The sequence below is a fragment of the Methylobacterium sp. D48H genome, from assembly GCF_053345715.1.
In genome coordinates this window covers 142895-168081 of record NZ_JBKFAP010000001.1, presented here as the reverse complement: position 1 = coordinate 168081, position 25187 = coordinate 142895, and the positions used below count along the sequence as shown (strand labels likewise).

Annotated in this window: 25 protein-coding genes; 14 read left to right on the top strand and 11 right to left on the bottom strand. The window is 72.6% G+C overall.

Annotated elements, in window-relative coordinates; translation table 11 throughout:
• Nucleotides 1-136 precede the first annotated feature (136 nt).
• Complete coding sequence (locus ACLBX8_RS00940; RefSeq protein WP_447680619.1) at nucleotides 137-517, bottom strand: DUF6481 family protein; 381 nt, start codon at nucleotides 515-517, stop codon at nucleotides 137-139.
• A 767-nt stretch (nucleotides 518-1284) separates the two neighbouring features.
• Between ACLBX8_RS00940 and ACLBX8_RS00935 the strand changes: the two genes are divergently transcribed.
• The 9 genes from ACLBX8_RS00935 to ACLBX8_RS00895 all read left to right on the top strand — a co-directional run bounded on the left by ACLBX8_RS00935 (nucleotide 1285) and on the right by ACLBX8_RS00895 (nucleotide 10499).
• Entirely contained in the window at nucleotides 1285-1479 is a 195-nt protein-coding gene (locus tag ACLBX8_RS00935) for a DUF4089 domain-containing protein (protein WP_020093454.1), read from the top strand.
• Nucleotides 1476-2876: an AtzE family amidohydrolase gene (locus ACLBX8_RS00930; RefSeq protein WP_447714487.1), complete on the top strand. Its 1401-nt coding sequence runs from the start codon at nucleotides 1476-1478 to the stop codon at nucleotides 2874-2876. The genes ACLBX8_RS00935 and ACLBX8_RS00930 overlap by 4 nt, the downstream gene beginning before the upstream one ends.
• The gene (gene hpxZ / locus ACLBX8_RS00925) at nucleotides 2873-3256 is read left to right on the top strand and encodes an oxalurate catabolism protein HpxZ (protein WP_447680622.1); all 384 of its coding nucleotides are present in this window, start codon (nucleotides 2873-2875) and stop codon (nucleotides 3254-3256) included. The genes ACLBX8_RS00930 and hpxZ overlap by 4 nt, the downstream gene beginning before the upstream one ends.
• 107 nt (nucleotides 3257-3363) lie before the next feature.
• On the top strand, nucleotides 3364-4986 hold the full coding sequence (locus ACLBX8_RS00920) for an ABC transporter substrate-binding protein (RefSeq protein WP_447714486.1): 1623 nt from the start codon (nucleotides 3364-3366) through the stop codon (nucleotides 4984-4986).
• Between the two features lie 160 nt (nucleotides 4987-5146).
• A complete protein-coding gene (locus ACLBX8_RS00915) occupies nucleotides 5147-6100 on the top strand; it encodes an ABC transporter permease (protein WP_056522601.1) in 954 nt (317 codons plus the stop codon).
• Nucleotides 6101-6114: 14 nt separating this feature from the next.
• The gene (locus ACLBX8_RS00910; RefSeq protein ID WP_020093449.1) at nucleotides 6115-7050 is read left to right on the top strand and encodes an ABC transporter permease; all 936 of its coding nucleotides are present in this window, start codon (nucleotides 6115-6117) and stop codon (nucleotides 7048-7050) included.
• Nucleotides 7047-8102, top strand: coding sequence for an ABC transporter ATP-binding protein (locus ACLBX8_RS00905; RefSeq protein ID WP_447714485.1), 1056 nt, complete (start codon nucleotides 7047-7049; stop codon nucleotides 8100-8102). Before ACLBX8_RS00910 ends, ACLBX8_RS00905 begins: the two co-directional genes overlap by 4 nt.
• Before the next feature lie 8 nt (nucleotides 8103-8110).
• Nucleotides 8111-9136 (top strand): ABC transporter ATP-binding protein, encoded by a 1026-nt coding sequence (locus ACLBX8_RS00900; RefSeq protein ID WP_354454233.1) that lies wholly within the window; start codon nucleotides 8111-8113, stop codon nucleotides 9134-9136.
• Between the two features lie 88 nt (nucleotides 9137-9224).
• Nucleotides 9225-10499: a hypothetical protein gene (locus tag ACLBX8_RS00895; protein WP_447714484.1), complete on the top strand. Its 1275-nt coding sequence runs from the start codon at nucleotides 9225-9227 to the stop codon at nucleotides 10497-10499.
• Here the strand turns inward: ACLBX8_RS00895 and pdxR are convergent.
• Nucleotides 10471-11976: a MocR-like pyridoxine biosynthesis transcription factor PdxR gene (pdxR, locus tag ACLBX8_RS00890; RefSeq protein WP_447697641.1), complete on the bottom strand. Its 1506-nt coding sequence runs from the start codon at nucleotides 11974-11976 to the stop codon at nucleotides 10471-10473. The genes ACLBX8_RS00895 and pdxR overlap by 29 nt on opposite strands.
• Before the next feature lie 98 nt (nucleotides 11977-12074).
• On the opposite strand from pdxR, the gene ACLBX8_RS00885 reads away from it, so the two are divergent.
• The gene (locus ACLBX8_RS00885) at nucleotides 12075-12701 is read left to right on the top strand and encodes an FMN-binding negative transcriptional regulator (protein WP_447697640.1); all 627 of its coding nucleotides are present in this window, start codon (nucleotides 12075-12077) and stop codon (nucleotides 12699-12701) included.
• A complete protein-coding gene (locus ACLBX8_RS00880; RefSeq protein ID WP_447697639.1) occupies nucleotides 12698-13414 on the top strand; it encodes a GNAT family N-acetyltransferase in 717 nt (238 codons plus the stop codon). Before ACLBX8_RS00885 ends, ACLBX8_RS00880 begins: the two co-directional genes overlap by 4 nt.
• 6 nt (nucleotides 13415-13420) lie before the next feature.
• Here the strand turns inward: ACLBX8_RS00880 and ACLBX8_RS00875 are convergent, their stop codons facing one another.
• On the bottom strand, nucleotides 13421-14968 hold the full coding sequence (locus tag ACLBX8_RS00875; RefSeq protein WP_447697638.1) for a GMC family oxidoreductase: 1548 nt from the start codon (nucleotides 14966-14968) through the stop codon (nucleotides 13421-13423).
• Nucleotides 14965-16392 carry an alpha/beta fold hydrolase gene (locus ACLBX8_RS00870; RefSeq protein WP_447697637.1) on the bottom strand — a complete coding sequence of 476 codons (1428 nt, stop codon included), beginning with the start codon at nucleotides 16390-16392 and terminating at the stop codon, nucleotides 14965-14967. The genes ACLBX8_RS00875 and ACLBX8_RS00870 overlap by 4 nt, the downstream gene beginning before the upstream one ends.
• A gap of 125 nt (nucleotides 16393-16517) precedes the next feature.
• On the opposite strand from ACLBX8_RS00870, the gene ACLBX8_RS00865 reads away from it, so the two are divergent.
• The gene (locus ACLBX8_RS00865) at nucleotides 16518-17270 is read left to right on the top strand and encodes a GNAT family N-acetyltransferase (RefSeq protein WP_447697636.1); all 753 of its coding nucleotides are present in this window, start codon (nucleotides 16518-16520) and stop codon (nucleotides 17268-17270) included.
• A 49-nt stretch (nucleotides 17271-17319) separates the two neighbouring features.
• On the opposite strand, the gene xseA is transcribed toward ACLBX8_RS00865, so the two are convergent.
• The 7 genes from xseA to ACLBX8_RS00830 all read right to left on the bottom strand — a co-directional run bounded on the left by xseA (nucleotide 17320) and on the right by ACLBX8_RS00830 (nucleotide 23382).
• Nucleotides 17320-19020, bottom strand: a complete 1701-nt coding sequence (gene xseA / locus ACLBX8_RS00860) for an exodeoxyribonuclease VII large subunit (RefSeq protein ID WP_447697635.1) — start codon at nucleotides 19018-19020, stop codon at nucleotides 17320-17322.
• Between the two features lie 111 nt (nucleotides 19021-19131).
• Nucleotides 19132-20604: an MDR family MFS transporter gene (locus tag ACLBX8_RS00855; RefSeq protein ID WP_447697634.1), complete on the bottom strand. Its 1473-nt coding sequence runs from the start codon at nucleotides 20602-20604 to the stop codon at nucleotides 19132-19134.
• 182 nt (nucleotides 20605-20786) lie between these two features.
• Nucleotides 20787-22103: an MFS transporter gene (locus ACLBX8_RS00850; RefSeq protein WP_447697633.1), complete on the bottom strand. Its 1317-nt coding sequence runs from the start codon at nucleotides 22101-22103 to the stop codon at nucleotides 20787-20789.
• Entirely contained in the window at nucleotides 22103-22309 is a 207-nt protein-coding gene (locus tag ACLBX8_RS00845; RefSeq protein WP_020093436.1) for a ribosome modulation factor, read from the bottom strand. The genes ACLBX8_RS00850 and ACLBX8_RS00845 overlap by 1 nt, the downstream gene beginning before the upstream one ends.
• Nucleotides 22310-22376: 67 nt before the next feature.
• Nucleotides 22377-22634: a DUF6894 family protein gene (locus tag ACLBX8_RS00840; protein WP_447697632.1), complete on the bottom strand. Its 258-nt coding sequence runs from the start codon at nucleotides 22632-22634 to the stop codon at nucleotides 22377-22379.
• A 105-nt stretch (nucleotides 22635-22739) separates the two neighbouring features.
• A complete protein-coding gene (locus tag ACLBX8_RS00835; RefSeq protein ID WP_447697631.1) occupies nucleotides 22740-23003 on the bottom strand; it encodes a hypothetical protein in 264 nt (87 codons plus the stop codon).
• A 148-nt stretch (nucleotides 23004-23151) separates the two neighbouring features.
• Nucleotides 23152-23382 carry a hypothetical protein gene (locus ACLBX8_RS00830; RefSeq protein ID WP_020093433.1) on the bottom strand — a complete coding sequence of 77 codons (231 nt, stop codon included), beginning with the start codon at nucleotides 23380-23382 and terminating at the stop codon, nucleotides 23152-23154.
• A gap of 174 nt (nucleotides 23383-23556) precedes the next feature.
• Between ACLBX8_RS00830 and ACLBX8_RS00825 the strand changes: the two genes are divergently transcribed.
• Together ACLBX8_RS00825 and ACLBX8_RS00820 are read left to right on the top strand one after the other, a co-directional pair.
• Entirely contained in the window at nucleotides 23557-24573 is a 1017-nt protein-coding gene (locus ACLBX8_RS00825; RefSeq protein WP_447697630.1) for an NAD-dependent epimerase, read from the top strand.
• A gap of 210 nt (nucleotides 24574-24783) precedes the next feature.
• Nucleotides 24784-25149: a c-type cytochrome gene (locus tag ACLBX8_RS00820; protein WP_447697629.1), complete on the top strand. Its 366-nt coding sequence runs from the start codon at nucleotides 24784-24786 to the stop codon at nucleotides 25147-25149.
• The last annotated feature ends 38 nt before the right edge of the window (nucleotides 25150-25187 follow it).

The window sequence follows — 25187 nt, the reverse complement described above, 5'->3', positions numbered from 1 at the left end:
CGCGGTTCGGCAGCCCTCAACGCGTTGCCGCGCGCGTTGGTTGCCGCGTGCGGACGCGCCCCCCGAACGCGACGACGCCCGCCTCGGGGGCGGGCGTCGTGGGCGTCCGAAGCTCGGGTGAGCCGACGGCCGGCGCTCAGCGCTTGGTCTTGACCTTCGCCTTGCGGGCCGCGTAGCGCGCGTCGCGCTGGGCCTTCTTGGCGGCCAGGTCGGCCGACTTGCGCTCCTGCGCGGCGGCCAGCTCGGCGGCCTCGCGGGCGATCTGGGCGGCGAGTTCCGCCTCCTCCCGCTGACGCTTCTCCTCGGCGGCCTTCCGCTCGGCGGCGATCCGGGCAGCCTCGCGCTCGCGGGAGCGCTCTTCGCGGGCCTTGGCGACCTCGGCGCGGGCCTTCGCCTTGGCGATCACCTCGGGGTCATCGGCCGCGGGGCGAGCCTTGAACTTGGCCAGCAGGGCGGCCTTGGCGTTCTGCGAGTTCTGGCGACGATCGTCGAAATTCCTGTAGTCGAATGCGCTCATCTGACCTTTCTCAGTTGGGTACGTCTCGCGTGTCGCGGGGACATCCGGCGGGGCCGGGCACGTACGGAGTCTGCAGGTTCCGACGCCATCCCCGCGCCCCGGAACCGCACCGATCCACCGGCTGTACCGATGGTCCGACCCGAGCGTTCGGCCTGCGTCTGAACGCTCGGGTCGGACCATTGTTCGAAGATCGCAGAGCCCTTAATCAGAGCTTCACGCGAGATGCAATCGGCGAGACCTGCGCAGGCGGTCGGTCCAGCGACAATCCCGGCCCACTCTGTAAGAGTTTCGACCCGCGGTGCGGAAATACCTCAGGCCGGCGGCGGGCAGGGGCTTCGGTGCTCGACAGGTGGGCGCGCATCCATCCCCTGGACTTGCCTGCCAGCCCTAGATGGGTCGCGCGCCGGGCGAAGACAAGATTCGTGTTCGCCCGGCGCCCGTGGCGCAGCTGTCCGCTGGACGGACCTATACTTCCATCACAAAGCAGACCTGCAAAATCGACAGCGTATTCGTTGCCGGACCTTCGATCCCGCGAGGGGTCGCGATTCCGCTCCGGCGCGCAGGCGTGCCCGGAAACTGCCCTCCCGCCACAGCCTAATTCTTGTGCACATGGATCGGAGCGCATCGAATCCATCGCCAGCACGTCCCTGCCTGCCTATGATCTAGGCACGCGGGCGCGCCGGTTCGCGGCACTGCGCGCGGGCTCGCGGCACAGGGCCTGCTTGCCGCGATCGATCGCGTCCCGCGCGATCGGCCTGAGGAGTTCCATGTCCGAGACCCGCCCCCCGTACGATCCCGAGAGCTACGCCGCGGCCGCGGCGGCCCTCCTCGGCCTCACCCTCGACCCCGCGTGGATCGCCCCGGTGACCGCGAATCTGCGCGTCCTGGCCGCGGCGGCCGAGCTTGTGGAGGCCTTCCCGCTCGCCGACGAGATCGACGCGGCCCCGAGGTTCGAAGCGTGAGCGCGAGCGATTCCTCGACGGCAACGGCGATCGCCGCAGCGATCGCCGATGGCCGGACCACCGCGCGGCAGGCCGTCACGGCGGCGCTCGACCGGATCGGGCGCCTCGACGACCGGGTCGGCGCCTTCACCGACGTGCTGTCCGCCCGCGCCCTGGCCCGGGCCGACGCGCAGGACGCGGCGCGCCGCGAGGGTGCGTCGCCGGGCCCGCTGGCCGGCGTGCCGTTCGCGGTGAAGAACCTGATCGACATCGACGGCCTGCCGACCCGCGCCGGATCGAAGATCAACCGGGAGCGGCCGCCGGCCGAGCGGGACGGCGCCCTGGTCCGGCGCCTGGAGGCCGCGGGGGCGATCCTCGTCGGCGCCCTCAACATGGGTGAGTACGCCTACGACTTCACCGGCGAGAACATCCACGACGGCGACGCCCACAACCCGCACGCCCTGGATCACATGACCGGCGGCTCGTCGGGCGGCTCGGGCGCGGCCATCGCCGCCGGGATGGTGCCGCTCACGCTGGGCTCGGACACGAACGGCTCGATCCGCGTCCCCGCCGCGTTCTGCGGCTGCTTCGGCCTCAAGCCGACCTACGGCCGGCTGACCCGCGCGGGGAGCTTCCCCTTCGTGGGCAGCCTCGACCATCTCGGCCCGATGGCCCGGAGCGTGACCGATCTCGCGCTCGCCTACGACGCCATGCAGGGCCCCGATCCGGACGATCCGGTGGCGACGCTCCGCCCGGCGGAGCCGGTCCTGCCGCGGCTCGAGGCGGGGATCGACGGCCTGCGCGTCGCGGTGGCCGGCGGCCATTTCGCCCGCAACGGCGATCCGGAAGCCTTCGCGGCGGTGGCGCGCGCCGCCGAGGCGCTCGGCGCGCGGCGCACCGTCGAGCTGCCGGAGGCCCACCGCGCCCGCGCGGCCGCCTATCTGATCACCGCCGCGGAGGGCGCCACGCTCCACCTCGACCGTCTCCGCACCCGGCCGCAGGATTTCGACCCGGCGGTGCGCGACCGGCTGATCGCCGGGGCGATGATCCCGGCGCCCCACGTGGAGCGGGCGCAGCGGTTCCGCCGCTGGTACCGGGCGCGGGTGCTGGAGCTGTTCGAGACCGTCGACGTGATCCTGGCCCCAGCCACGCCCTGCCGCGCGCCGAGGGGCGGCCAGACCCACTTCGTCCTCGACGGCGTGACGCTGCCGGTGCGCGCCAATATCGGGGTGTTCACGCAGCCGATCTCCTTCATCGGCCTCCCGGTCGTGGCGGCGCCGGTCCGGCTGGACGCCGGATTGCCGCTGGGGGTCCAGATCATCGCCGCCCCCTGGCGCGAGGATCTCGTCCTGCGCGCGGCGCGCCATCTCGAACGGACCGGCGTCAGCGCGGCGCCCATCGCGGAGCTTGACCGATGATCATCGACGATCCCGCCGTGAAGGCCGAGGTCGAGGCCGCGTTCCGGGCCTACGAGACGGCGCTGACCACCAACGACGTCCCGACCCTGGAGGCGCTGTTCCGGGACGATCCGCTGACCATCCGCTACGGGATCGGCGAGAACCTCTACGGCATGGACGCGATCCGCGCCTTCCGCCGGGCCCGCTCCCCGGTGGGCCTGGAGCGGACCCTGGCGCGGACGCAGATCACCACCTACGGGCGCGACTTCGCCACCGCGATGACGCTGTTCACCCGCGCCAACGCACCGGGGAAGATCGGTCGCCAGAGCCAGACCTGGGCGCGCTTCCCGGAGGGCTGGCGGGTGGTCGCAGCCCACGTGAGCCTGATCGACGCGGACTAGCCGCGGAGCGGCCCGCGCCCCGGCGGGGGCGTGTGGCCGCGGGCTTGCATACGGTCGAGCGTATTCCGCGCCGTCTGGCGCGGACCAACGCGAGTACCCGACCCAAGATGCTGTCCCGTCTGAGAAAACTCGGCGCCCGTGCGGCGCTGGCCGGTGCCCTGGCGCTCTCCGCGAGCACCGCTGCCCTCGCGCAGGGGACGCTGCGGATCGGCATGACCGCCTCCGACATCCCGCTGACCACCGGCCAGACCGACAACGGCGGCGAGGGTATGCGGTTCATGGGCTACACGGTCTACGACGGCCTCATCAACTGGGACCTGTCGAGCGCCGAGCTGGCCTCCGACCTCGTGCCGGGGCTCGCCACCAGCTGGGGCGTCGACGCCACCGACAAGACCAAGTGGACCTTCAAGCTCCGGCCGGGCGTGAAATTCCACGACGGCTCGGACTTCACCGCCGACGCGGTGGTCTGGAACCTCGACAAGCTCCTGAAGGCCGACGCGCCGCAATACGACCCGCGCCAGTCCGCGCAGGGCAAGACCCGCATCCCGGCTGTCGCGAGCTACCGGGTGGTCGACCCGCTGACCGTCGAGATCACCACCAAGGCCCCCGACGCGACGCTGCCCTATCAGATCGCCTGGATCATGATGTCGTCGCCGGCCCAATGGGAAAAGCTCGGAAAATCCTGGGACGCCTTCGCCAAGCAGCCCTCGGGCACCGGCCCGTGGAAACTGACCCTGTTCGCCCCGCGCGAGCGCGCCGAGATGGTGCCGTTCAAGGAGTACTGGGACAAGGACCGCGTGCCGAAGCTCGACAAGCTCGTGCTGATCCCGCTGCCGGAGGCCAACGCCCGGACGGCCGCCCTGCGCTCCGGTCAGGTCGACTGGATCGAGGCGCCGGCACCCGATTCCGTAGCCTCGCTGAAGAGCGCCGGCTTCACCATCGTCACCAACGCCTATCCGCATAACTGGACGTGGCACCTGTCGCGGGTCGAGGGCTCGCCCTGGAACGACATCCGCGTCCGCAAGGCCGCCAACCTCGCCATCGACCGTGACGGGCTGAAGGAGTTGCTCGGCGGCCTCGCGATCCCCGCCAAGGGCTTCATGCCGCCCGGCCACCAGTGGTTCGGCCACCCGACCTTCGACATCAAGTACGATCCGGAGGCCGCCAAGAAGCTGCTGGCCGAGGCGGGCTACAGCGCGGCCAAGCCCCTGAAGCTCAAGGTCGCGATCTCGGCCTCGGGCTCGGGCCAGATGCAGCCGCTGCCGATGAACGAGTTCGTCCAGCAGAACCTCGCCGACGTGGGCATCCAGGTCGATTACGAGGTCGTGGAGTGGAACACGCTGATCAACATCTGGCGGGCCGGGGCCAAGGCCGACATCTCCCGCGGCGTCTCGGCGATCAACTACTCGTACTTCATCCAGGACCCCTTCACCGGCTTCATCCGCCACCTGCAGTGCAACTTCGCCCCGCCGAACGGCACGAACTGGGGCTATTACTGCGATCCGGCGATGGACAAGCTGTTCGATCAGGTCCGCAACACCTTCGACAAGGCCGAGCAGACGAAGGTCCTGGAGAAGGTCCACGAGAAGTACGTCGATGACGCGCTGTTCATCATGATCACGCACGACGTCAATCCGCGCGCGATGAGCCCCAAGGTGAAGGGCTTCGTCCAGGCGCAGAACTGGTTCCAGGACTTCTCGAAGATTACGATGGCGACCGCGGGGCGGTAGCGTAACGGGGCGCCTCTCTCCTCCCCCTTGTGGGGAGGAGCCGGAGGTGGGGGTGGTGCAGGATAGGGCGTTGCGGTGCCTCCTGAATCGCCCCCACCCCTGACCCCTCCCCACAAGAGGGAGGGGAATAGTCTCGGCTGAGTCGACAACAGGCCCTTGAATGCTGCTCTACATCCTCAAACGGCTGGTCTACGTGACGCCCGTGGCGTTCGGGGTCAGCGTCGTCTGCTTCCTCCTCGTCCACCTCGCGCCGGGCGATCCCCTGAGCGCGGTCCTGCCCGCCGACGCCACCCAGGCCACCATCGACGAGATGCGGGCCGCCTACGGCTTCGATAAGCCGCTGCCGGTCCAGTACCTGATCTGGCTCTGGCACGTGCTGCACGGCGATCTCGGCACCTCGATCGCCACCGGCCGGCCGGTGCTCGGCGAGGTCAGCCGCGCCGTGGTGAACTCGCTGATCCTCGCCTCGGTGGCGACCGTGATCGGCTTCACCTTCGGCACCCTGTTCGGCTTCGTGGCGGGCTATCACCGCAACTCCCTGGCCGACCGGGCCGCCTCGGCCGTGTCGGTCTTCGGCGTGAGCGTGCCGCACTACTGGCTCGGCATGGTCTTGGTGATCGTGTTCTCGGCCAATCTCGGCTGGCTGCCGCCCACCGGAGCCGGGCCCGACGGCTCCGGCAACTGGCGGCCCGACTTCGAGCACCTGCGCTACCTGATCCTGCCGGCCATCACGATGTCGGTGATCCCGATGGGCATCATCGCCCGCACGGTCCGGGCGCTGGTGGCCGACATCCTGTCCCAGGACTTCGTCGAGGCCCTGCGCGCCAAGGGCATGGACGAGCGCGGCGTGTTCCGCCACGTCGTGCGCAACGCCGCCCCGACCGCGCTCGCCATCATGGGCCTGCAGCTCGGCTACCTGCTCGGCGGCTCGATCCTGGTCGAGACCGTGTTCGCGTGGCCGGGCACCGGCTTCCTTCTCAACGCCGCGATCTTCCAGCGCGACCTGCCCCTGCTCCAGGGCTCGATCCTCGTGCTGGCGATGTTCTTCGTGCTCCTCAACCTGCTGGTGGACGTGATGCAGACCGCCCTCGACCCGCGCATCGAGCGCGCTTGAGCCGGAGCCCGACGATGACCGTTCCCGTCACCGCGGCCTCCGTGGCCCTCGACGGCGGCGTCCTCGCCGCCGAGGACGTGACCCACGGGCCCGAGGCCGCCTTCGCCCCGTCGCGGGGCTTCTGGGGCCATGTCGGCCACCGGCTCGTGCGCGACCCCGTCGCCATGGGCGCGGGCGCAGTGATCCTGATCGTCGTGCTGATCGCGATCCTCTCGCCCTGGATCACCCCGATGGACCCCTACAAGGGCTCCATGCTGCGCCGCCTCAGGCACGTCGGCGACGCCACCTACTGGCTCGGATCCGACGAGCTCGGCCGCGACATGATCAGCCGGCTGATGCTGGGCTCGCGGCTTTCGCTGTTCATCGGCGTCACGCCGGTGCTGATCGCCTTCGTGATCGGCTCCGCGATCGGGATCCTCGCCGGCTACGTCGGCGGCTGGACCAACACGATCCTGATGCGCACCATCGACGTCTTCTTCGCCTTCCCGTCGGTGCTGCTGGCGATCGCGCTGTCCGGGGCACTCGGCGCCGGCATCTTCAACTCGATCGTGTCGCTGACCTGCGTGTTCGTGCCCCAGATCGCCCGCGTCGCCGAGAGCGTCACCACGGGCATCCGGAAGCGCGACTACATCGACGCCGCCAAGCTGTCGGGCGCCTCGGCCCTGACGATCATGCGCGTGCAGGTGCTCGGCAATGTCGTCGGGCCGATCTTCGTCTACGCGACCAGCCTGATTTCGGTCTCGATGATCCTGGCCTCCGGCCTCTCGTTCCTCGGCCTCGGCGTGCGCCCGCCCGAGCCCGAATGGGGCCTGATGCTCAACACCCTGCGCACCGCGATCTACGTCAATCCGGTCGTGGCCGCCCTCCCGGGCGTCTGCATCTTCATCGTCTCGATCGCCTTCAACCTGTTCTCGGACGGGCTCCGGTCCGCCATGGAGATTCGCCAGTGAGCGTCATCCCGGACGCCCCCGATCCGTTCGCCCGCGATCGCGGCGGACCCGGCCAGCCGCTCCTGTCGGTCTCCGGCCTCGTCAAGCACTTCCCGGTCCGCAAGGCCGGGGGCAAGAAGCAGGTCGTCCGCGCCGTCGACGGCGTCGACTTCGATGTCCTGAAGGGCGAGACGCTCGGCATCGTCGGCGAATCCGGCTGCGGGAAGTCGACGACCGCCAAGCTGCTCATGGGCCTGATCGAGCGCGATTCCGGCACCATGCTGTACGACGGCCAGCCGGTCGGCGAGCGCGCCATGCCCTGGCGATCCTACCGCCGCCAGGCCCAGATGGTGTTCCAGGACAGCTACGCGTCGCTCAATCCGCGCATGACCGTCGAGCAGTCGATCGCCTTCGGCCCGAAGGTCAACGGCGTGCCCGCCCGCGAGGCGGTGGAGCGCGCCCGCGGGCTGCTCGCCCGGGTCGGGCTGGAGCCGAAGCGCTTCGCCGGCCGCTACCCGCACGAGATCTCCGGCGGCCAGCGCCAGCGGGTGAACATCGCCCGCTCGCTCGCCCTGGAGCCGCGGCTGGTCCTCCTCGACGAGGCGGTCTCGGCGCTCGACAAGTCGGTCGAGGCGCAGGTCCTGAACCTTCTCCTCGACCTCAAGGCCGAGTTCGGCCTGACCTACATCTTCATCAGCCACGACCTGAACGTCGTGCGCTTCATCTCCGACCGGGTGATGGTGATGTATCTCGGCCGGGTCTCCGAGATCGGCCCGTCCGACACGGTGCTCGACGCGCCGGCGCACCCCTACACCGAGGCGCTGCTCGCCTCGATGCCGTCGCTCGATCCCGACAACCGCACCCAGGCGGCGCTGCTCGCGGGCGACCCGCCGAACCCGATCGACCCGCCCGCGGGCTGCCGCTTCCACCCGCGCTGCGCCCTGGCGGAGGAGGTCTGCGGCCGGACGGAGCCGCCCCTCGACACGATCCGGCCGCTGCACCGCGTCGCCTGCCTCGCCCGCCAGCCGGGTTCCGGCCACTCCGCGGCGCCCGCGGGCGCGCTGGCAGCATGAGCACCCCGATGTCCGGTTCAGAACCCGCGGTCGCCCTGGAGAACCTGCGCGTCGCCTTCGGCAAGGTGCAGGTCGTCGACGGCGTCGACCTGAGCCTGGAGCGCGGGCAGGCGCTGGCGCTCATCGGCGAATCCGGCTCCGGCAAGAGCGTGACCCTGCGGGCGATCCTGCGGCTGTTCCCGGAGGGGCGCAGCCGGATCGAGGGCGGCATCCGGGCCGCCGGCAAGGACGTGCAGGCGCTGACCCGGCGCCAGCTCGCCGATTTCCGCGGCGGCGACGTCTCGATGATCTTCCAGGAGCCGCTGCTCGCCTTCGACCCGGTCTACACGGTCGGCCGGCAGATCACCGAGGCGATCCTGCGCCACGAGACGATCTCCAAGGACGAGGCCCGCAAGCGCGCGCTCGCCCTGTTCGAGCGGGTGCGGATCCCGAGCCCGGAGCGGCGGCTCGACAACTACCCGCACGAGATGTCGGGCGGCATGCGCCAGCGCGCCATGATCGCGCTGGCGCTGGCCTGCCGGCCGCAGGTCCTGCTCGCCGACGAGCCGACCACGGCGCTCGACGCCACGGTGCAGATCCAGGTGCTGCTGCTGCTCCGCGAGCTGCAGCGCGACCTCGGCCTGTCGATCGTGATCGTCACCCACGATCTCGGCGCGGCGGTCGAGGTCGCCGACCGGATCGCCGTGATGTACGCGGGCAAGATCGTGGAGACCGGCACGGCGCATCAGGTGGTGCTGAACCCGCACCATCCCTACACGATCGGCCTGCTGCGCAGCCGGGCCGAGGGGGCGCTCGCCAAGGGCTCCCGGCTCCAGACCATCCCGGGCAGCCCGCCCGACCTCGCCAACCGCCCGCCGGGCTGCCCGTTCGCGCCGCGCTGCTTCCTGGCGGAAGAACGCTGCCGCCGGGAGATGCCGCCGGTCGCCGAGATCGCCCCCGGCCACCGCGTCGCCTGCTGGCGGACCGAGGAGGCCTCGGCGGCCTACCGGGCCGGCCCGACCCCGGTGCGCGCCGCCGAGCCGGTCCCGGCCTGACCTCGACGCACCCGCGCCGAGGCTTTATCCGGCTCGGCGCGGTCCCGCGGCGGCGGACCGCGTCCGAACCGGCCGCACGGGCGTCACGATGAGCCAAGTCCAATCCGGGCCAGTCCTATCCGGGCCAGTCCCGTCCGAGATCCTGCTCGTCCCCCGGGGCGAGGCCGGGCACTTCCTGCCGGCGGCCCTCGGCTGGCTGGGCAAGCGGGTCACCGTCACCGCCCAACCCGGCCCGGCGAACCACGTCCTCTGCCTGCCGGTCCTCGATTTCGTGCGCCTCGGCTTCCCGGAGGCGAACGGGCGCCTCGACCTCCTCGAACCGGGGGACGCCGAGAACCTCCGCGCCGGGCGCGCCGCGCTGCTCCTCGACCTCTCGAACGAGGGGCCGGGCCTGCACGCCCCGACCTTCGAGGCGCTGCACCGGAACCTCGAAGACCGCGGGATCCCGCGCGAGCGGGTGATCCTGGTCACGCAGAACCGGCTGCTGCGGCTCGACTACGAGCGCCTCTACGGCGAGGGCCTGCGGTTCTGGACCTTCGAGTTCTTCCCGCTCCAGGTCGCCCTCTGGCTGGACGACGCCGAGGGTCCGCGGCTCTTCCCCCAGCACCCCCTCGACCGCACCGGCTACGCGCCCTTCGCCCGCGCCGCCGGCCCGGCCCGGTTCCTCTGCCAGAACGCGGCGCTGCGCTGGCACCGGGTGCTGCTCTACCGCTGGTTCCAGCTCAGCGGGCTGGATCGGGACGGGCTGATCTCCTTCCACGGCATCGGCGAGGACAACCCGAAGGCGGGCGGCATCGACGTCTTCCACGCCCCGCCGGAGATCGAGGCGGCCTTCGGGCCGCTGCTCGCCGATGTCGGCAGCTGGATCCCGCGCCGGGCGCGGCGGATCGATGCCGATCAGGGCACCGACATGGTCATGACCCTCGACACCCAGGCCTACGCGGCGTGCGACCTGACCGTCATCTCGGAGACCGACTTCTTCGAGCCGGGCGTCGAGCGGATCACCGAGAAGGCGATCAAGGCGGCGGCGACGGGCCTGCCCTTCGTGACGGTGGGCGCGCCGCGCGCCGTCGCGCGGCTGTCCGAGCTGGGCTTCGAGACCTTCGGCGGCCTGATCGACCACCACTACGACCTCGTGTCCGACCCGACCGAGCGCCTGCCGCTCGTGTTCCGGTCGATCGAGCGCGCCTGGGCCGCGTGCCGGGACGACCGGGCGCGCTGGCACCGCCTCGCCCGCGAGCAGGCTGAGGCCAACGTGGCCCACGCGCGGCGCGGATTGCTGCCGCAGTACGAGCGGGTGATAATCGCGCCGCTGGTCGAGCGGCTGAACCGGTTCATGGAGACGGGCGCGATCCTCCACTGACCGCCGCCCGCAGGGCCTCCGCCATGCGCCGCACCGCCGGCTCGATCGCCCGCTCGGGCACGGCGGCGTAGCCGAGGAGCAGGCCCGGCTCCGCCGGACCGGCGTGGTAGGCCGAGAGCGCGACCGCCGAGATCCCCGCGCGGCCGAGCGCCGCCGCGGCGGCCACGTCGGTGAGGGCCGGGCGCCAGGCCGGCCCCGGCCGGGCGATGACGTGCATCCCGCCTTCCATGGCGGCGATCGCCGCGACGTCCCCGGCGTGGCGGCGCGCGGCCTCAATCAGCGCCTCCTGGCGCAGGGCGTAGAGGCGGCGCGTCCGGCGCAGATGGCCGGCGAGGTGGCCGTCCTCGATGAAGCGCGCCAGCGCCCACTGGCCGATCCCGGGCGGGGCGGGACCGGTCTCGGCCAGCGCCTGATTGACCGGCGCGACGAGGCCGCGGGGCAGGACGAGGTAGCTCAGGCCGAGGGCGGGCAGCAGCAGCTTCGAGAAGCTGCCGACGTAGATCACCCGGCCGCCGCGATCGAGGGCGCGCAGCGGCGCGAGCGGGCGTCCAGCGTAGCGGTAGGCGCCGTCGTAATCGTCCTCCACGATCCAGCCCGAGACCGCCTCGGCCCAGGCCAGCAGGTCGAGGCGGTTCTCCAGGCTCATGGCGTGCCCGAGAGGGTAATGGTGGGCCGGCGTCACCACCGCGAGCCGCGCGCCGGGCGCCCCCGCGGCGGCCAGGGCCACCGACAGGCCCCCGCGACCGACCGGGACGGGGATGGGGTTCAGGCCGGCGCCGGCGAGGGCCTGCGCGATGCCCGGGAAGCCGGGCTCCTCGACCAGGGCGGTCTCGCCGGGATCGAGGAGCAACTCGGCGAGCAGGCGCAGGCTCTGTCGGATACCCGCGGTGACGATGACGTCGTCGGCCTCGCAGGCGACGCCGCGCGCCTGCGCCAGGTAGGCGGCGATGGCGGCGCGCAGGGCCGGCGAGCCGCGCGGGTCCGGCCGCTCGGTCGGGCCGTGGCGCCACTCGGCCTGGAGCAGGCGACCCCAGACCTCGAAGGGGAAAGCGTCCTGCGCCGGCCGGCCCAGCGCGAAGGCGTCGGGCACGCCCGGACCCGCCATGTAGCGCCGGCTCGAAGCGGACACGAGGCGGGTGCCCCGACGGGACAGGGTCGGGGCCGGCTCGTCCCCCGGGCGTCGGAGGGGGCCGGGCGCGGGCAGCGCGTCGTCCGGCAGGGTCGCGGCGACGCGCGTCGCGGAGCCCGGCCGCGCCGTCAGGTAGCCCTCCGCGGTCAGCTGCTCCAGCGCCAGGACGACGGTCCCGCGCGCGCAGCCGAGGTCGGCGGCCAGGACCCGCGAGGCCGGGAGCCGGGCCCCGCGCGGCAGCCGGCGCTCGAGGATCGCCGCGCGCAGGCCCTCCCGGAGCTGCGCGTGTAGCGGCGCCGCGGCCGCGGTGTCGAGGGTGAGCGTCAGGGGCAGGGGAGCCCGGGCCATGCGGCAAACTGGTCCAGTCGCGGTGCGAGAATTGGACCTTTCGCCTGGACCGCCGAACGGTCAAGCCCGGATCCGCAAGATCGCCGCAGGACAGGCCCATGTACCAGCCGCCCCATTTCCGGGACGATTCACGCGCCGCGCAGCACGCGCTGATCCGCGCCAACCCCCTCGGCCTGCTGGTGACCGCCGGCGCGGGTGGCCTGACCGCCAACCCGATCCCGTTCCTCCTGGACGACGACGGTCCCCACGGGGTGCTGCGGGCGCATCTCGCCCGCGCCAACCCGCAGGGTCAGGATCTCACCGCGGCAGAGGAGTGCCTGATCGTGTTCCAGGGGCCGCAGGGCTACGTCACGCCGAGCTGGTACGCGAGCAAGCGCGAGCACGGCCGGGTGGTCCCGACCTGGAACTACGCCACCGTCCATGCCTGGGGCCGGCCGCGGATGATCGAGGATACGGACTGGCTCGGGCGCCAGATCGCCGACCTCACCGCCCTGCGCGAGGCGTCCCGGGCCGAGCCGTGGGCGGTCGCGGACGCGCCGGCGCCGTTCGTCGCCGCGCAGGTTCGGGGCATCATCGGCATCGAGATTCCGATCACGCGGATCGAGGGGAAGTGGAAGATGAGCCAGAACAGGCCGGAGGCCGACCGGCACGGGGTCATCGCGGGGCTGCGCGCCGAGGGCGAGGCGGGTCTCGCCGGGCTGGTCGCCGAGCGGAGCGGGCTGTGAGCGCGCGCCTCAACGGCTTCGGCCAGCGCGTCGGCCCGGCGCTACCGGACTGGAGCCCGCGCCCGCGCCCGCCGCGCACGCCCCTGGAGGGCCGCTTCTGCCGGCTCGTGCCGCTCGACGCCGCGGCGCACGCGGACGCACTCTACGCCACCTACAGGGCCGCCCCCGACACGCGCGGTTGGACCTATCTCGGCGACGAGATGCCGGAGAGCGCGGAGGCCTACCGGGCGCGCCTCGCGAGGCAGCAGACGAGCGAGGACCCGCTGTTTCACGCGATCCTGGATCCCGAGAGCGGCGACGCCCTCGGTATCGCCTCGTATCTCCGGATCGATCCCGCCAACGGCGTGATCGAGGTCGGCCACCTCCACTTCGGCCCCCGGCTGCAGCGGGCGCCCGCCGCCACGGAGGCCATGGCGCTGATGATGGCCCGGGCCTTCGACGAGCTCGGCTACCGGCGCTACGAGTGGAAATGCGACAGCCTCAACGCCCCGTCCCGGGCGGCGGCGCTGCGGCTCGGCTTCACCTTCGAGGGCATCTTCCGCAACGCCATGGTGGTGAAGGGCCGCTCCCGCGACACGGCGTGGTTCTCCATCACCGATACCGAGTGGCCGCGGGTGCGCGCCGGCTTCGCGGCGTGGCTGGACCCGTCGAACTTCGACGGGGCGGGTCGCCAGCGGCGCGGGCTCGCTGACCTGCGCGACGCCGCGGGCTGAGCCGGCTCAGGGGCCGCCGGCCAGGAACGCCTCGGCGCTGCGCAGGCTAAGCGCCATGATGGTCAGGGCCGGGTTCGCCGCGAGCGAGCTCGGGAAGGTCGAGCCGTCGCAGATCCACAGGTTGTCGATGTCGAAGCTGCGGCCGTGCGGGTCGACGACGGCGCTCGTCCCGTCGCGGCCCATCCGGCAGGTCCCGAGCGTGTGGGCGACGCGCTCCAGCACCCAGACGTCGTCGGCCCCCGCCTCCTCCCAGAGATCGCGCATGACCTTGGTGGCGTGCGCGTTGAGGCGGTTCTCGTTGGTGCTGTAGCCGAAGCTGATATGGGCCTTGCGCATCCCGTGCGCGTCGGTCTCGTCGGCGAGGGTCAGCACGTTTGCGTCGCAGGGCAGCGTCTCGCCGTTGATGCCGATGCCGGCGAAGTGGTTGTAGCGGTCGAGGTAGTCGAGCAGCGGCTGACCCCACAGGCCGCGCCCCCGCGCCGCCGAGTTGCCGAAGGTCAACGGCACCACGCCGAGGCTCTGGATCAGGTAGCCGCCGGCGAAATCGGCACCGGCGCGGATGAAGTCCTCGGTGATCAGCGAGGACGGATAGCCCCGGTTCATGCGCACCTCGTGGTCGAAGGTGCCCCAGACCTGGGTCGCCACGTGCCCCATGTAGTTGCGCCCGATCTGGCCGCTGGAATTGGCCAGGCCCAGATGGAGCAGCAGGCGCGGCGTCTCGACCGCCCCGGCGCAGAGGAAGACGGCGCCGCAGCGCTGCCGCCGCTCCGCGCCGTCCTGCCGGTAGACCACGCCGGTGATCCGGCCGTCGGCCCCCCGCTCCAGGCCATGGACGAAGGCCTCGGCCCGGATCTCGGCGCCGTGGGCGACCGCGTAGGGCAGGTAGGTCACGTCCATGCTGGCCTTGGCGCCCGTGCGGCAGCCCTGGTGGCAGAAGCCGCAATTGATGCAGGCGTTGCGGCGGGGCCCGTCCTCGGACTGGAAGTCCCGCGAGACCACGGCGGCGGGCGCGTCCGCCCACCGGATGCCGCGGGCCTCGCAGGCCCGCGCCATGATCTGCGCCGGCCCGTTGCGCGGGACCGGGGGCAGGGGATAGCGGCGGCCGGCGTCCCACGGGTAGCTCTGCGCGCCCGAGACGCCGAGGAACCGCTCGACCCGCTCGTAGAACGGGCGCAGGTCCTCGTAGGTCAGCGGCCAGTCGACCCCTTCGCCGCTCTCCGTGTGTAATCGGAGGTCGCGGGCGTCGGCCCTCGGCACGAAGGCGCCCCAGTGCAGTGTCGAGCCGCCGACGCCGGTGCCGCTGTTGTTCGCCCCGAAGGCCTCCGGGGTCGAGCCGCCGCTCAGCCGCTCCTCGGTCCAGTAGATCTCGTCGGCCAGCGTCTCGTCGAAGGCGAAGCGCTCCGGGGTGAAGTTCGGTCCGGCCTCCAAGGCCACGACCTTCAGCCCCGCCGCGGCGAGGCGCGCGAGGAGCGGCGCGCCGCCGGCACCGGTCCCCACCACGACCGCGTCGACGGCCTCGTCCGCGCGGTAGGTCCGCATCCCCGCGAGGTTCATCGTCCCGCCTCCGTCCGCACCGCCCGAGGCTCCCAGGGTTCCGGCGCGTCGAGTCCGACGGTTTGGAAGCCCGGCAGGTCGTCCGCGATCTCGCCCGGCCGGTCGCCGCCGGCACCGATGCCCGAGAAGCCGATCCGCGCCAGGGCCGCCGGGTGACCGAGCCAGAGTCGGACCGCGTCGGCGCGGAGATCCTCGAACCAGAACCGCATCCGGTCGGCGTCGAGGCGGCCGCCGAGGCTTTCCGGAACCTTCAGCGCGGCGCGCGCGCACAGGGTGAGCAGCCCGTCCTGCTCGGCCGCGTCGAGGGTCACGAACGGGCGGTTGCGGGCGATGCGGGCGGCGGCGTCGAGCGTCCGAAGGGCGGCGCGGTAGGCCTCCGCGTCCGGCGACAGGGCCGAGAAGCGCCAGCCGTCCCCGTCGCCGGAGGAAAGCCGCCGGTCGAGGCGGCCGGCCAGATCGAGGTGCGGCACCGGCACGACGCGGGCGAGGGCGGCCCGCAGGATCGCGAGTTCCACCGGGTCGAGGGCCGCCGGCCGATAGGCGGGATCGCCCGGCGCGGCGCGATCCGCGAGCGCCTCACGGAGGCGGCTGTTCACGCGCTCGGAGGCGATCAGCGCCGCGTAGTCCGGCGGCACCGCCGGGCCGGCCTCGACGGGCAGCCGAGGCCGGTCACCGAGATGGGCGCGCAGGTGGTCGGCCAGGGCCGCGGGCCGCTCCAGCGGCAGGAGATGGCCGACGCCGTCCACGGTGACGAGACGATGGTGCGCGAGGTGGGGCGCCGTGAGGGCCTGCTGCGCCTCCGGCCCGAGGTCGGCATCCTCGGACCCGGCGAGGATCAGCGCCGGGGTGCGCAGGACGCCGACCCGGCGGCACCAATCCTCGTTGGCGCCCTCCTCGAGCCAGGCTTTCCAGGCGGCCGGCTCGGCCCGCAGGACGTCGGCCACCGCCCACGCCTCGGTCTCGGGATCCAGGCCGTCGCCCACGTTGGCGCGCACGAAGGCCTCGGCCTCGCGGCGCCGGGTCTCGGGATCCGCGTCGATCCAAGCGAGCATGTCGGCGCGCCGGTCCTTCGGGATCGGCTCCGGGCTCGGCGGCGAACCGGAGACCAGGACGAGGTCGGTGAGCCCCGCCAGCCCCGCCTCGCCATCCTCGGCCCGGCGCGCGAGCGCCAGCGCCACCTTGGCCCCCATGCTGTGGCCGGCAATCGCGTAGCGCGCCGGAGCCCGCGCGCGGATGGCCTCGGCCACGTGATCGGCCATGGCGGCGACGGAGTAGCCCGGCGTGCCGGCGGCATCGCCGAAGCCCGGCAAGTCTACGGGCACGCAAGTCAACGGCGTCCCGTCGAGGGCGCGCGCGAGACGCTCCCAGCTTCGGGCACTTCCGCCCAGAAAGTGCAGGCAGAACAGGACTTCGGGCTCGGACATCGGCGAGACATCGCGCGGCGCCGGAATGCTTCAAGCGTACGCGACGCCGCATGGCCGAAGTCTTGTCTCGGACTCATTGGCCGAGTCGTGGCCGCGTGCGATCAGGAGCATCGGAGGAGGCGGCGATGGCGGATCTCGAACAGGCCTGGCGCGTGGAGGAGGCCTGCCTCAACGCCTGGCCGAGCCCGCGCGAGCTCCTGGTCCACGGCTACCTGCTGCGCGCCGCCGGCGGCCGCTCGAAGCGGCAGAATTCCGTGAACCCCCTGCGCGGGAGCGGCGCGCCCGGACCGGCCATCGCGGCGGCGCGCGCGATCTACGGCCGCCTGGGGCAGCGCCCGATCTTCCGCGTGCCGGCCATCGCCCCGCAGATGGAGCCGCTCCTCGCCGGCGGCGATTACGATGTGGTCGACGAGACCTGCACGCTGATCCGCGGTCTCGACGACCTGCCGATTGCGCCCGATCCGGCCGTGGCGGTCGCCGCGGCGCCCGGGCCGGACTGGCTGGCCCTGCGCGACGCGGTGAACCGGGCGGATGGAGCGGCCGCGCGGGTGTTCCGCGACACCGTCGCCGCCCTGACCCTGCCGCGGGCCTTCGCGGCGGCCGCGGCCGAGGGTGGCATCGGCGCCATCGCCTTCGGGGTGCTCGACCGCGAGTTGATGGTCATCGAGGCGGTGGCGACGCCCGAACCCCTGCGCGGCCGCGGCCATGCCCGGCGCGCGGTCGGCGCGCTGCTGCGCTGGGGCCGCGGGGAGGGCGCCCGGGCCGCCTGCCTGCAGGTCGTGGCCGCGAACACGCCGGCGCGGGCGCTCTACAGCGCCCTCGGATTCGAGCGCGAACTGTACCGCTATCACTACCGGGTCGGACCGGAGCCCGGCTGAGACGCGGGGGGTCGCGGGCCGGCCCTTACATCCGGCCGCGGCGACCGTTTCAGGCGTCGAACAGCGAGCCCTGCCGCGTCGGGGCGGGGCTCGCGCCGGTCCGCTTGCCGGCCGTCGCCGGCGCGGCCGCGCCGCCGCGCCGAGCGGGCTTCGCGGCCGGGGATGGAGCGGCCGACAGGGACGGATCGGCCGTCCCGTCGGGCACGGCCGTCACGGTCCCGTCGGCGAATTGCAGGCTGAGGCGCTGGGCGGCCGCCGCCTCCGCGGCGCGGCGGACGGGCAGCCCCGCGGCGTCGCGCACCAGCACGTAGCCCCGGTCGAGCACCGCGCGGTAGCTGAGCGAGCCGAGCAGGCCCGCCAGACCGTCGAGCCGGTCGCGACGACGCTCGATGCCGCGCGCGCCCGCCTGGGTGAGGCGCTCCGACAGGGCGAGGAGCCGGTCGGTGCGGCGCGCCTGCAGCGCCCGGGCCCGTTCCAGGCTGGCCTCGCGCGCGACGACGAGGCGGCGCCCGAGCTGGACCAGGGCCTCGCCCTTGCGCTGGACGTCGTTGCGCAGGGCGTGGAGCGGCCGGTGGTCGATCCGCGCCAGCCGGGCGCGGGCGTTGGCGAGGGCCACGTCGGGCGAGCGGCGGGCCATCCGGTCGAGGAGCAGCTGGAGCCGCGCGCGGTGGCGGCTCGCGCCCGCCGCCAGCGCCGGGGCAAGGCGCGCCTCGGCGAGGTCGAGCCGCTGGCGCTTGGCCGCCAGCAGGGCGTCGGCGCTCGGAAGGGCGCGTCCGAGGGCGCGCAGGTCCGACCGGTCGAGGTCGATCCGGCGCCCGACCGCCCCCCGGCCGCGGGCCGACAGGTCCGCCACCGTGGCGATCAGGTCGGCGCGGACCGGCACCGCCATCTCGGCGGCGCCCGTCGGGGTCGGCGCGCGGCGATCCGAGACGTAGTCGATCAGCGTGGTGTCGGTCTCGTGCCCCACCGCCGAGATCAGCGGGATCGCGCTCGCGAAGGCGGCGCGGACGACGCATTCCTCGTTGAAGGCCCAGAGATCCTCGATCGAGCCGCCGCCGCGGGCCACGATGAGCACGTCCGGGCGCGGGATCGGCCCCCCGGCCGGGAGGGCATTGAAGCCGCGGATCGCGGCCGCGACCTCCTCGGCCGCGCCGTCGCCCTGGACCCGCACCGGCCAGACGAGGACCGGACGGGGAAAGCGGTCCTCCAGCCGGTGGAGGATGTCGCGGATCACCGCGCCGGTCGGCGAGGTGACGACGCCGACGACCCGCGGCAGGTAGGGGATCGGCCGCTTGTGGTCCGGCGCGAAGAGGCCCTCGGCCGCGAGCTGCTTCTTGCGCTCCTCCAGGAGCGCCATCCAGGCGCCGAGCCCCGCGGGCTCCAGGCTCTCGATGACGATCTGGTACGAGGACTTGCCCGCGAAGGTCGTGATGCGGCCGGTGGCGACGACCTCCAACCCCTCCTGCGGCCGCTGGCGCAGGCGTCCGAACACGCCCTTCCAGACCACCGCATCGATCCGCGCCTGCCCGTCCTTCAGGGAGAAATAGGCGTGGCCCGAGCCGTGCTGGCCGCGATACCCCGAGATCTCCCCGCGCAGCCGGACGTGCCCGAAGGCGTCCTCGAGGGTGCGCTTCAGGGCGCCCGCGAGCTCGCCGACCGACCATTCCGGCTGGTTGGCGTTGAGCACGCTGGTCGGCGGGATGTCCGCCGCTTGCTGGGCTGCGGGGCGCGGGGGCGGCACGAGGGGCATGAGCCGACGCTAGGGGCCTCCGGCGGGACAGTCAAAGGCCCGCTGTGGAGACGGGATCGCTCGGCCGGCGCCGCGCCTGCGGCGCCTCTCCCTCGGCGAATGCCGCTCCCTTCACTCGATGGCGAGCTCGCGCGGCCGGTCGGAGATCGCCACCGGCGGGACCAGCAGCGACAGGAGCAGGGTCAGCCCCGCCACGGCGAACACCGTCCAGAACGTGCCGTGCAGGGCGTGCTCCAGGCCGGCCCGGATCGCCTCGCCGCCGGCCCCGAGGCTTGCTGGATCGTCGAGCAGGCGCCGCAGCTGATCGGAGTTCACCGCCGGGCCGCTCGACGGGTTCGCGAGCCGGTAATTCAGCACCGCCCCGAGGACGGTCGCGCCGAGGGTCGAGCCGAGGTTGCGCGAGAAGATGTTGGAGGCCGTCGCCGCCCCGCGCTGCGCCCAGGCGACGCTGTCCTGGATGATCACGATGGCGGCCGTGGACAGGAAGCCCATGCCGAGCCCCATCACGACCGAGCCGCAGGCCGCCACCGCCGGGGAGGTGTCGGGCCCGAGAGCCACGAAGGCGACCGCGCCGAGGGGCAGGAGCGTCGCGCCGACCAGCAGGATCGGGCGCAGGCCGAACCGCACGAAGCTGCGCGCCGCCGTCGTGGCGCCGATCGGCCAGCCGAGCACCATCAGGGTCAGGGTCAGTCCGGCGATCAGGGGCGACTGCCGCATGACGCCCTGCACGTACATCGGCAGGAACGCCGTGAGCCCGATCACCGTCATGCCGGAGAGCAGCGTCGCGGTGTTGGCGGTCGCGATGGGGCGCTGCAACCACAGGCGGATGTCGAGCATCGGGTCCGGCGCGCGCCGCTCCTGGACGACGAACAGGGTCGCGGCCACCACGAAGGCCACCGCCGGCCACAGGGCCGCTTCGGCCGACTCGCCCGCCTCGGTCAGCGCGATCATCAGCGCCGCGATGGCGGCGGTGAACAGGGCCGCACCGATTGCGTCGATCTGGCGCGGGCGGCGCTCGACGCCCTCGTGGAGGAAGCACAGGAACAGGCCGGCCGCGATCACGCCGATCGGCAGGTTGATCCAGAAGATCCAGGGCCAGCTCAGGTGGCCGATGATCAGGCCGCCGACCAGCGGGCCGGCCACCGACGAGATCCCCCAGACACTCGCGAGGTAGCCCTGGACCTTGCCGCGTTCCCGCACCGCGTAAAGGTCGCCGATGACGGTCAGGCTCACCGGCTGGATCGCCCCTGCGCCGACGCCCTGGATGAGGCGGAACAGGATCAGCGAGGGCATCGACCACGCGAGCCCGCACAGGAGGGAGCCCGCCAGGAACACCGCGATGCCGAACAGCAGGACTGGCCGGCGTCCGTAGAGGTCCGAGAGCTTGCCGAACACCACCGTGGTGGCCGTCTGCGTCAGCAGGAAGGACGCGAACACCCAGGCATAGAGGTGAAGGTCGCCGAGATGACCGGCGATCTGCGGCATCGCCGTCGAGACGATCGTCGCCTCGATGGCGATCATGAACATCGACGCCATCACCGCGGCGAGGACCAGCGGGCGGCGCGTCTCGAGGGACTTGGGCATCGGGCCGATCTAGGCCCGCCGCGCCTGCACACCTAGCGTTGGCTCGGGCAACCGGCCTCTCCGCGGCGAGATCCGTGCGCGGGCGCACATCCGCTCGGCGTCGGCCCCGCGATGGGCGCATGGATGACGCGCCCCGATGCAGCACGTGCATACATAATGCGGAACGCCCCGGCGCGACCGACTCAGGCCTCCGCGTCGGCGTCGAGGTCCCTTCCGCGGGTCTCGGGCAGCAGGAACGCGGCGATCGTCCCGACGAGGCTGAATGCGGCGAGGTAGTAGGCCGGCGCGAGCCGGTCGCCGGTCGCGGCAATCAGCCAGTTCACCACGTAGTTCGTGCTGCCGCCGAACACCGAGACGGAGACCGCGTAGACGATCGACAACCCGGCGCTGCGCACCGCCCGCGGCAGGGCCTCGGGAATGCCGACGATCACGGCCGCCGCGTTGATGGACGACAGCGCCGAGAGCAGGAAGGTGACCGCGTAGACGCTGGCAGCGCTCGGCGCCCGCACCACCCAGGCGAAGGCCGGGACCGCCAGGATCAGGATCAGCGCCCGCGGCCAGATCATCACCGGTCGCCGCCCGTACCGGTCGGCCAGCCAGCCGCCGAGCAGCGGGAAGATCACCGAGGCGAGCCCGAGGGCGATCGGCACCGCCGTCGCGGCAGTCTCGCTCAGGCCGAGGGTCGCGCCCGCGAAGACCGGCATGTTGGTACCGACCGCGTTCGACACGGTCGAGGCCGCGATGACCAGGAAGGTCAGGCCCAGCAGGCGGCCGTGCTCGCGCAGGAGCCGGCCGACCACCGCCATCGTCGAGGCCGCCGCGTGCGGATCCTCCTCGGCGCCGGCGGTCTCGGGCAGGTGGCTGCGGATGATGAGGCCGACCGGCACGACGGACAGGCCGAGGGCGAACATCAGCCGCCAGCCCCACTGCGCCATCGCTTGGTCGCCGACCGCGAGCGCCAGGGCGGTCGCGATGATCCCGGCGAACAGGGCCGCGCAGCCCTGGCTGGCGATCTGCCAGCTCGTCACGAAGCCGCGCCGCTTCGGGGGCGCGGCCTCCAGCAGGAAGGCCGTCGAGGGACCGACCTCGCCGCCGAGGGCGAGGCCCTGCACGAGGCGTCCGGCGATGACGATGACCTGCGCCCAGCCGCCGATCGTCGCGTAGGAAGGGCAGGCGGCCAGCATGAGCATGCCGACGGCCATCAGCGCGATGGTGATCAACATCGCGGGCTTGCGGCCGGCCCGGTCCGCGAAGGCGCCGATCAGCACACCGCCGATGGGCCGCATGACGTAGCCGATGCCGAACAGGGCGAGCGATGCCAGCAGGCTGTTGGTCGGGTCGTTCGCCGGGAAGAAGGCCTCGCCGATCGGCTTGGCGAAGAAGGCGTAGACGGTGAAGTCGTAGAATTCGAGGGCGTTGCCCAGGACGACGGCCCCGACCGACTTGCGGTCGAGAGTCGAATGATGCGCGCCGGGATGCGGTGCGGTCCGGGCGTCCATCAGCGGGCCGACCCGTCGACCGGGTGCTTGGCGAGACCGCCGGTCACGGGCGTCTCGCCCTCCGCCAGGGCCGCGTCGTAACCGGCCAGCCAGAGCGCGCGCGCCTCCGTCCCCTCCGCGTAGGGGCAGGCTTCCCGGGCGAGCCCTTTGGCGGGCGCGGCCCGGCCGAGGGCGCGGGCATCGAGGTCGTTCGGTGGCGTATCCATACGGGCGCAGCTCCGTTCCGGTGGGCTGCGGCGCGATGTAGGGCGCGGAGCGCGCGCGTCGCCGATCTCAGTGACGCGTCGGGTCCGCGTCGGCGGGCAGCGCCACGGCCTCGCTGAACGGGAATTCCAGCACGACCTCGCCGTCGTCGTCCGTGACCACGAGGCACGCCGTCATCAGCCGGGCCTGATCCTGCGGCTGGCGCAGGGCGGCGCGGATCGTCTCCCGCGCCGCATCCCAGGCCGCGTCCGGATCCCGAAGCTCGATCCCGGTCGGGTCGGAGATGACGTCCTCGCCGATCTGCGTGTGGAAGAAGTAGCGCGGCATGGTCTTCACCGATTGCAGGGGTGCCGCCCCGGGCGGAGCGACCCACGACAGGTGGTGACGGCCGCGCGTCGGACCAGACCGCGGCGCGCCCCGCTGCCTCGGCCCTCAGCCGTTCGCGGCGCGCGCGGCCGGCGCGGTCGGGACCGGGCGCAGCGCCCGCACCTGGCCGGTGGAACCGCCCGCGCGGTGCTGCTTCTCCATCGCCATGAGCGGCCGCAGCTCGGGCTCGGCGAAATCGAGGAGCTTGGCGTTGCGCCAGCGCGGCTTGCCGGAGCCGCGGCCGAACCAGCGGGGGCGCTCCTCCTCGACCAGGAGCACCAGCCGCCCTGTCCAGGTCTTCCGGAACCAGAAACGCCCTGTCAGAGACATCGTCCCATCCTCGCCGTCGAGCCGCCCCCGGTCTGGCCGCCTCAATAGCGAACTTGGCTGTTCGCGTACTGATTGAGGACGCGGGCGAACAGGCGCACCACCGATATCCACAGCGTCACGCCGGGGCTGCGGGGGACTCGGGGCACGATCAGTGCGCGATATGCCGGACCGACAGCGCCAGCACGACGAGCCAGACGAGCCCCGAGAGACCGAACACGAAGCCGCGGAGGATCGCCGCTTCCAGCGCCGCGTGTGCGGAGCGCGGCTCCGAAGCCCGCTCCCTCCGCGAAGGCTCGGGACGCGCCCGGACCGGGCGCTGCTCCGGCACGGTGAGCAGGCGGGTCAGGCTGTCGGGGAGCGGTCTCGGATCGGGCTGCACGGCAGCCGCGAGCCTAGCGCGTCACGCGCCCGCGCGACAGGCCGCTCGGAGCGTCGGCAGGCTCATGTCGGCAGGCTCGTGTCGGCAGGCTCATGTCGGACACCGATTTGTCGCGCCCATACCCCATGCTACAGCTCGACCCCGGGCGGCCAGTCAGCCCGTCGGTCCGCGCGCATGTCCCTGCCACCTGTTCTGATCACCGGCGTGGCCGGCTTCATCGGGAACCAGCTCGCCCTGCGCCTCCTCGAGGACGGCCGGCAGGTCGTCGGGCTGGACAGCGTCAACGCCTATTACGACGTGCGCCTCAAGGAAGCCCGGCTGCAACGCCTCGCGGATTTCCCGGGCTACAGCTTCGCGCGCCTCGACCTCGCCGACCGCGACGGCCTCGACGCGCTGTTCCGCCGCCACGCGTTCCGCACGGTAATCCACCTCGCGGCCCAGGCCGGCGTGCGCTACTCGCTCACCGATCCGCACGCCTACGCGGCGAGCAACCTCGTCGGCTTCCTGAACATCCTCGAGGCCTGCCGCCACGGCGGCGTGGGACACCTCCTCTACGCGTCCTCCAGCTCCGTCTACGGCGGCGTCACCGCAATGCCGTTCTCGGTGCACCAGAACGTCGACCATCCGCTCAGCCTCTACGCCGCGACCAAGAAGGCGAACGAGCTGATGGCGCACAGCTACAGCCATCTCTACGGCCTGCCGACGACGGGCCTGCGCTTCTTCACCGTCTACGGCCCCTGGGGCCGGCCCGACATGGCGCTGTACCTGTTCACCCGCGCGATCCTGGCGGGCGAACCGATCCGCGTGTTCAACGAAGGGCGGATGCTCCGGGACTTCACCTACATCGACGACATCGTCGCGGGGATCCGGGCCCTGGCCGACCGGCCGGCCGCGCCCGACCCCGCGTGGAGCGGCGCGGCGCCGGATCCCGGGACCAGCTCCGCCCCCTACAGGATCTACAACATCGGCAACAACGAGCCGGTGGCGCTCCTGGAGATGATCGCCCTCCTCGAGGACGCCCTGGGCCGCAAGGCGGAGAAGATCCTCCTGCCGATGCAGCCCGGCGACGTCCCGGCGACCTACGCCGACATCGACGACCTCGTGCGGGACGCCGGCTTCCGGCCCGCCACGCCGCTGAAGACGGGGATCGTGCGCTTCGTCGACTGGTATCGGACCTATCACGGGATCTGAGGGAACGGCGCCGCGCGCCGTCGCACGGAGCCAATCCGTTCACGCGGTGTTGAGTGGGGCGGCGGCCCGCAGCAGCCGCCAACCGGCCCCGGATGACGGCTATCCCAGACTGGGCCGTTGCGCGCGCCGGGCACATTCAATTAGAGCTGTTCCAGGCAGGCAAGCTCTGCCCGCATCGCTGCCCAAGCGGCGGCCAACAGGAGGAAATCCATGCGTTCACTCGTTTTCGGCGCCGTCCTTGCCGTCGTGATGCCGTTCGCCGCGCAGGCCCAGGACGCCGGCGACGCCGCGGCCGGCGAGAAGGCGTTCGCCCCCTGCAAGGCGTGCCACAACTTCCAGAAGAACGGCGTGGGTCCCGACCTGAAGGGCGTCGTCGGCCGCAAGGCGGGCACCTACGAGGGCTACAACTACTCCGCCGCCTTGAAGAACTCCGGCATCACCTGGGACGAGGCCAACCTGCACGAGTGGCTGAAGAACCCGAAGACGAAGGTGCCCGGCACCAAGATGATCTTCCAGGGCTACCCCGACGACAAGAAGATCAACGACGTCATCGCCTACCTCAAGACGCAGTCCTGAGAGGCGAAGATCGGTACGAACCGGGAGCGGCCGCCCGG

Coding starts and splice junctions, on each gene's coding strand:
- ACLBX8_RS00940 (WP_447680619.1), bottom strand. CDS start 517: ATGAGCGCATTCGACTACAGGAATTTCGACGATCGTCGCCAGAACTCG.
- ACLBX8_RS00935 (WP_020093454.1), top strand. CDS start 1,285: ATGTCCGAGACCCGCCCCCCGTACGATCCCGAGAGCTACGCCGCGGCC.
- hpxZ (WP_447680622.1), top strand. CDS start 2,873: ATGATCATCGACGATCCCGCCGTGAAGGCCGAGGTCGAGGCCGCGTTC.
- ACLBX8_RS00920 (WP_447714486.1), top strand. CDS start 3,364: ATGCTGTCCCGTCTGAGAAAACTCGGCGCCCGTGCGGCGCTGGCCGGT.
- ACLBX8_RS00915 (WP_056522601.1), top strand. CDS start 5,147: ATGCTGCTCTACATCCTCAAACGGCTGGTCTACGTGACGCCCGTGGCG.
- ACLBX8_RS00910 (WP_020093449.1), top strand. CDS start 6,115: ATGACCGTTCCCGTCACCGCGGCCTCCGTGGCCCTCGACGGCGGCGTC.
- ACLBX8_RS00900 (WP_354454233.1), top strand. CDS start 8,111: ATGTCCGGTTCAGAACCCGCGGTCGCCCTGGAGAACCTGCGCGTCGCC.
- ACLBX8_RS00895 (WP_447714484.1), top strand. CDS start 9,225: ATGAGCCAAGTCCAATCCGGGCCAGTCCTATCCGGGCCAGTCCCGTCC.
- pdxR (WP_447697641.1), bottom strand. CDS start 11,976: ATGGCCCGGGCTCCCCTGCCCCTGACGCTCACCCTCGACACCGCGGCC.
- ACLBX8_RS00885 (WP_447697640.1), top strand. CDS start 12,075: ATGTACCAGCCGCCCCATTTCCGGGACGATTCACGCGCCGCGCAGCAC.
- ACLBX8_RS00875 (WP_447697638.1), bottom strand. CDS start 14,968: ATGAACCTCGCGGGGATGCGGACCTACCGCGCGGACGAGGCCGTCGAC.
- ACLBX8_RS00870 (WP_447697637.1), bottom strand. CDS start 16,392: ATGTCCGAGCCCGAAGTCCTGTTCTGCCTGCACTTTCTGGGCGGAAGT.
- ACLBX8_RS00865 (WP_447697636.1), top strand. CDS start 16,518: ATGGCGGATCTCGAACAGGCCTGGCGCGTGGAGGAGGCCTGCCTCAAC.
- xseA (WP_447697635.1), bottom strand. CDS start 19,020: ATGCCCCTCGTGCCGCCCCCGCGCCCCGCAGCCCAGCAAGCGGCGGAC.
- ACLBX8_RS00855 (WP_447697634.1), bottom strand. CDS start 20,604: ATGCCCAAGTCCCTCGAGACGCGCCGCCCGCTGGTCCTCGCCGCGGTG.
- ACLBX8_RS00850 (WP_447697633.1), bottom strand. CDS start 22,103: ATGGACGCCCGGACCGCACCGCATCCCGGCGCGCATCATTCGACTCTC.
- ACLBX8_RS00845 (WP_020093436.1), bottom strand. CDS start 22,309: ATGGATACGCCACCGAACGACCTCGATGCCCGCGCCCTCGGCCGGGCC.
- ACLBX8_RS00840 (WP_447697632.1), bottom strand. CDS start 22,634: ATGCCGCGCTACTTCTTCCACACGCAGATCGGCGAGGACGTCATCTCC.
- ACLBX8_RS00835 (WP_447697631.1), bottom strand. CDS start 23,003: ATGTCTCTGACAGGGCGTTTCTGGTTCCGGAAGACCTGGACAGGGCGG.
- ACLBX8_RS00825 (WP_447697630.1), top strand. CDS start 23,557: ATGTCCCTGCCACCTGTTCTGATCACCGGCGTGGCCGGCTTCATCGGG.
- ACLBX8_RS00820 (WP_447697629.1), top strand. CDS start 24,784: ATGCGTTCACTCGTTTTCGGCGCCGTCCTTGCCGTCGTGATGCCGTTC.